This is a genomic window from Comamonas suwonensis (genome assembly GCF_012844455.2).
Classification (GTDB): Bacteria; Pseudomonadota; Gammaproteobacteria; order Burkholderiales; family Burkholderiaceae_C; genus Comamonas; species Comamonas suwonensis.
The window spans coordinates 1-5,343 of sequence record NZ_JABBCQ020000040.1 but is presented as its reverse complement, the minus strand read 5'-3'; the positions used below and the strand labels follow the sequence as shown (position 1 = coordinate 5,343).

General features: G+C 58.9%; 5 protein-coding genes. All 5 read right to left on the bottom strand.

What is annotated here, in order from left to right; genetic code table 11:
- Window positions 1-85 precede the first annotated feature (85 nt).
- Entirely contained in the window at window positions 86-877 is a 792-nt protein-coding gene (locus HF327_RS21615; protein ID WP_198462407.1) for a DNA adenine methylase, read from the bottom strand.
- On the bottom strand, window positions 878-1,030 hold the full coding sequence (locus tag HF327_RS21610; RefSeq protein WP_198462406.1) for a Com family DNA-binding transcriptional regulator: 153 nt from the start codon (window positions 1,028-1,030) through the stop codon (window positions 878-880).
- Between the two features lie 150 nt (window positions 1,031-1,180).
- Window positions 1,181-2,659 carry a discoidin domain-containing protein gene (locus HF327_RS22390; RefSeq protein ID WP_198462405.1) on the bottom strand — a complete coding sequence of 493 codons (1,479 nt, stop codon included), beginning with the start codon at window positions 2,657-2,659 and terminating at the stop codon, window positions 1,181-1,183.
- Between the two features lie 707 nt (window positions 2,660-3,366).
- Window positions 3,367-3,846 carry a hypothetical protein gene (locus tag HF327_RS21600; RefSeq protein WP_198462404.1) on the bottom strand — a complete coding sequence of 160 codons (480 nt, stop codon included), beginning with the start codon at window positions 3,844-3,846 and terminating at the stop codon, window positions 3,367-3,369.
- Window positions 3,847-3,849: 3 nt separating this feature from the next.
- Window positions 3,850-5,343: phage tail protein (locus HF327_RS21595; protein WP_206764503.1), on the bottom strand; the 1,494-nt coding region annotated here is incomplete at its 5' end.

The window sequence follows — 5,343 nt, the reverse complement described above, 5'->3', positions numbered from 1 at the left end:
TGAAGCGCGGCGCGATAACTGGGCGCACTGATGCGTGATAAATGCGCCAGTTATCGGTTTCAGCAGGCGTAAGAGAATTTCAGAATTAGAACAGACCAGCGGGCTCAGCTTCTCTGTTCCAGCTGTAGATCACCAGTTCCCCACGCTCCACCCGGTTTGCACCGCCGCCCACGGTGTAGTCCAACTTCAGAGCCTCCATCTCAAAGTCCTTGAAGCAATCTCTGATCGCCGGGTGGTCGTTGATGCTGATGACGGCCTTGCCCTTGAGGGTCTTGAGCTTCTTGGCCATCAGCTCGTACTGCTCCCAGGGGAATGGCACGCCGTAGCCCTCGGTCTCCCAGTACGGGGGATCCATATAGAAGAGCGTATGGGCTCGGTCGTAGCGGTCCATACAGGAGGCCCAGTCGAGCTGCTCTATATATGTACCGCCCGCCATGCGCAGGTGAGCGGCCGAGAGGTTTTCTTCAATGCGCAGCAAGTTGATCGCCGGGGCCGTGGTCGCAGTGCCGAAAGTCTGACCAGACACCTTGCCACCGAATGACTGCTGCTGCAGGTAGAAGAACCGAGCGGCACGCTGGATGTCCGTCAGAGTCTCGGGGCGGGTGTCCTGCAGCCATTTGAAGACCTGCCGCGACGTCAGCGCCCATTTGAACTGGCGCACGAACTCTTCAAGGTGATGGGTGACCACTCTATATAGATTGACCAGGTCGCCATTGACGTCGTTAAGCACTTCGACGTCGGCTGGGTGGCGCGCAAAGTACACGGCCGCGCCGCCTGCGAAGACTTCTACGTAGCAGTCATGCGCCGGAAAGCGCTTGAGCAGCATGTCGACCAGGCGGCGCTTGCCGCCAATCCAAGGAATGATGGGATTCGTCATTTATCTCAGCAACTGGCCCTCGTGGGGCTCTTTTGGGGCGCTCTGGGCGCTCAGCTGATTGAATGCTCCACAACGGGGGCACTTGATGGCCAGGCGGATGTACTCACCCTCGGCCAGTTTCTTGCGGCAGTTGCCGCACCTTATTTCATTCATTGCAAGCCAGTTTCAACTGTTGAAAGACGATAGACTTGCCGGGCTCTCGAGAGCGGCGGGTCTTCGCCTGACTTGCAGGTCATCTCTGCGGGTCGGGGGCTTGGCCAGGTGCTCCAACACTTGACCAGGTCGCCCGTCTTTTTTAAGGCCTTATGAGGCTTTTTCGAGTCTCTTGCTCTCGCCAGCCGACCAGGTCAGCCCAGCCTCAAACCAAACTGGCCGCCAGTTGACGCCGTCCTCGCTGGCTTCGATCTCCACACTGGAAGGCATGCGGCTGTTGTCCCCAGAGGGGGCCTGCAGTTCCACGGCCGTCACATCCTGGGCGCTGCCGAAGTCATAAGCCACCCAAGCGCTGCCAGCTGCCAGCTCAGTCGCAGTGGCTCCCCAGAAGGTCGCGGCATCGGCGTTGTCCACGTTGGCCAGGCCTGTGCCTGCCCCCTGGCTCTTGGTGTAGCCCATAAGCTTGGAAGCGCCACTGAAGAATGCCAGGTGAGCAAAAGTCACGTCACCAGCAGCCTTGATCGCCCGCAGACGCCAGTGCCGGTGCAGCCCGCTGTTGTAGCGGCGAACAGTGGACTTGGTCCAAGTCTGGCCATCAACTGTGTGCCAACCCTCGGCTGCACCGTTGGCCCCTGTAGATCGTGTACCGACAACAACCCGCCCATCAGAACGCAGCGCGGTGGGCGCTGGGGCCATTGCTGTGCGTGACCAAGTTAATCCGTCGTCTGAACTGACCAGCAAGCCACCGGCCCCCGTGGCCACAAAGCCGCTGGCACCCACCGGCTTGACCTCGGTAAAGTCGTTGTAGCCTTGCATGTTGTATGAGCTGGCTTCGCGCACGAGCGCAAAGTTCAATCCGCCCGTACTGCGCAGGATCAACTCACGCGTTGCAGAGCCTGCGGGAGTTGAGCGTCTGCCGCTGGCTGTGATGATCATCGTTGTTCCACGCACGGCCACCGCAGTGAGCATGAAGAAGTCCCATGCCGCTACCCCATCTGGAGGGGAGTAAAAGCCCGTACCAGGACAAACTGCCCAAGGCCCCAGCAGATCGACAGAGCGCATCAATAAAGTGCTGTCTGCCTGGAATCTGGAGCCGAGCGCGCTGTGCAATGCGTACCAGTAGCCGCCGCTGCGAAACAGCTCCATGCGCATGCCTGTGTACCAAGTCCACCCTATGGGAAGCTCGGGCAGGACCATGGCGCCAAGAATGGACCAGTCCAGGCCATCGGCAGACCAAGTCACGGTATTGTCGGCCATGATGCGTACAAAGCGGCTGTTGTCGGGGTCCCAGGCAATGCACAACGGCAGGGTCCCTGTAATCGGTGCTGAAGCCCAGGGCTGCGGCGGGCCGGAGCGGGTAAAGTCCGGGATAGTCGCTGAGTACCAGCTCACAGTGTTGCTGGTGGCCGCAAGGTACTTCGGAAACGACGCATAGCAATTGGCCCCTTTGGCTAGCCCCGCTTCAAGCTGGCTGAACATATTGGCGCCCGCCATGCCGCCTAGATACTCAAAGACCTGCCCATCTTGTGAGCTGTAAAAACGGGTGTAACCGTCGTCCACCCGTGCAGCGATAAAGCGCTCGCCATCAAAGATGTGGTTGTCTAAAGGCGTGCTTTTCTCACTAGTCACTCCCCAGCCCTTGTTAAATCCTTCTAGGATTCCTCCAACATCGAATGCTGCATCCGGAACAGCACTAAACGGTGATAGGCCTGCATTGAGCGTGTGCGTTGCAGTGGGCATTGGTGAGATGCCATCTTGCACTGTGACCGCAGGGTACATCGTCATGCCGCCTGCAAATGTGAAGCGCCCCGAGGGCGTGCTTAAAGGATTTGCGCCTGCGGTCCATGCTCCGTTGATGACGCACCAAGCTTTACCCGCATCAAGGTCCACTGCAATGCCAAGCACCCCAGGGGTTCGTTCAATGGAGCCCACCCAGTCTGCCACGCCTGACCTGAGCTCTTGAACGCCATTAGAGCCCCCGCCGTAACGTCGATAGCAGTGGCCATAGCTCACCGGAGCAAATCCGATGTATACCGAATTGTCCGCCGTGTTTACAAAGTCAAATGCTTCAGAGCAAAGGCCAGCGCTTTCCCACGCGTTACCCGGGTAATACGGTCTTGCCGTGGAAATTTCAAAGTACCACTTGCCCGATGAAAGGCCCAGATTTGCTCTGATTGAAGCGACCGGATAGCCATTGACCGCACTGGCACCGGACCGGTATGCACCCAGCCGGTCCGCGGTGAGTTCGATGAGCGGGCTTTTGAAAACAGACGACCATGTCACGGCCTGATCAGGCACGTCCGAGTTACGGCTTGCGATCATCAGACGGCGCAGCATTACGCAGACTCCTGCATTGCGTACTCCACCGACTCCCCGTCGTTGACGGTCTTGAAAGACAAGACCGTGACACGTCCTGCAGCAGATGCCACAGCGGTATCGCTGCCTCCCAGTGCCTTGAAGTTAGCAGGCAGGGTGAGTGTTCTACTGCCAGTGCCATCTTGCGCGATGCGGATCTCCCCCTCTGTTGCATAGCTTGCAGGCGCCAGGTTGCCGAGCACCAGCGTTGCATTTCCTGTCAGCGTCAGCACATGGTTTCGCGTCAGGCCATAGCCGCAGTCCACTGTGGCCACACCACCCGCGATGGTGACTGTATTGACACGCAAGCCCATCAGATCCAGCAGCTTGATGCTGATATCGTCCCCGGCTGCAACCTCCGCACCAGACGTATCTGTGCCGCCATTGGGTGCCTGTGCGGGGATGATTTCGGTGCCCTTCAGGGCCTTCAACTGTGGGTTATCGCCAAAGCGTTTTGTCATGTATCAGCCCTCGTAAGTGTTGCCGTGCTGATCCGCGTAGGCATTTCCTGCCTGATCAACATAAGAGACCCAAGGCGTGGGTCGATAAGTAAAAGTGGCATTAGCCGCCTGCCAGCTCTCCAAGCCGTCCCGCACTGCCCAGACTTCCACCAGGCAAGCACCGGCAGCCGCAAGCGATATCGTTGCCGTAGATGCGTTGAGATTCGATTGCTCGTCCACCAGCACGTCGTTGATATATGACCGGATGGTGTAGGTCGTGCCGGGCTCCGGCGAGATGCTCGCCATTGAGGCGTCCACCAGGCTGTCAGCCTGTATGACGCGATTTCTCGTTGACCAGCGAATGTCCATGCTGCCGATAACCAGGCCTGGCTGCAGCTGTTCATTGATGCGAAGCCCTGCGGGGGGATAAGGGCGGGCAGCGCGGCTGGCAAATGTGATGGACTGGACAGGAGCCACAGAGATGTCCAGTACGCCCGAGCCAGTGCGGGTCAGCAGCTTGGCCTCTGCCGTGACCCCGGCCGTGTATTCCTTGGTCTCGTCCGCGCCGCAGCCGTCGTAGCACAGCACAGCCGTGCCCATGCCATGAGCTGCTGGCACAGTATCAGCACAGCCCCGAGCGATAGTCAGCAGTGCGTTGCTGACGTCGACCGCATCAATACGGACGATTTCAGCGCCGATGAGTGCAGCAGTGCCCACATCAATCTGGTCCAGATCTACCGCGCTGGTCAATTCAATGGCCGTGTCCGTTGGTCCAATAGCTGCCGTCAACTTGCCGCCTGGGCACCAGGCCGCCATATCGACCGCCGCTGTATATCCAGCGGGACTCACCCGTGACTGCAGCTGAAATGCCTCAGCCATCCCGGCTGGACGTACAGCCATCGCATGCAGATAGCCGGATGACGAGTCCAAAGCAGCGAGGTCCGCAGAACCCATAGCCTGAACCAGCTCCCGGTACGGCGCCTCCATCACAGCTTGAAATGCAGGAATCCTCGGCTGGGTATCTGGAGGAACATAGGCATTTTCTTCAGGCTCTCGGTAGACCGTAGCGGGCAACCCAAAGACATCCTGCAGCGCAACCACCGTGATGGTCCCGTCCGTGACGGTGCCGAACTCCACACGACCAGCGCGTAAAACGATGTTGTCGATCCCACGCAAGGGATCGGAGATGCGAAAAACATGGCCAGGCATGATGTTCTTGCCCCTGCGGTCCAAGCGCACTGACAAGCGTTTGATGAAGCCGCTTTTAGCTTGCAAATCACGCCTGGCCACACGACGTGCCAGTGCTTCTGTCGGTATCCCTGGGTAGTTGACCTCTTCACACACTGCTATGCCCCGTGCGGCGAGGATGGCCCCCAGATTCTTCTCGCGCACTGCGGAGTCTGATTTCGCAATAGGGTCAACCCATTTCACAACGATCTCATTGATCCCGCCAGATTGCGCAGAGGACGCATCATCATCAATGCCGAGCAGGCCTGTATCCGGCGTGAACAACGGCAG

What these genes read in the sequence shown, in the direction of transcription:
- HF327_RS21615 (WP_198462407.1), bottom strand. Translation starts at nt 877, where the DNA reads ATGACGAATCCCATCATTCCTTGGATTGGCGGCAAGCGCCGCCTGGTC.
- HF327_RS21610 (WP_198462406.1), bottom strand. Translation starts at nt 1,030, where the DNA reads ATGAATGAAATAAGGTGCGGCAACTGCCGCAAGAAACTGGCCGAGGGT.
- HF327_RS21600 (WP_198462404.1), bottom strand. Translation starts at nt 3,846, where the DNA reads ATGACAAAACGCTTTGGCGATAACCCACAGTTGAAGGCCCTGAAGGGC.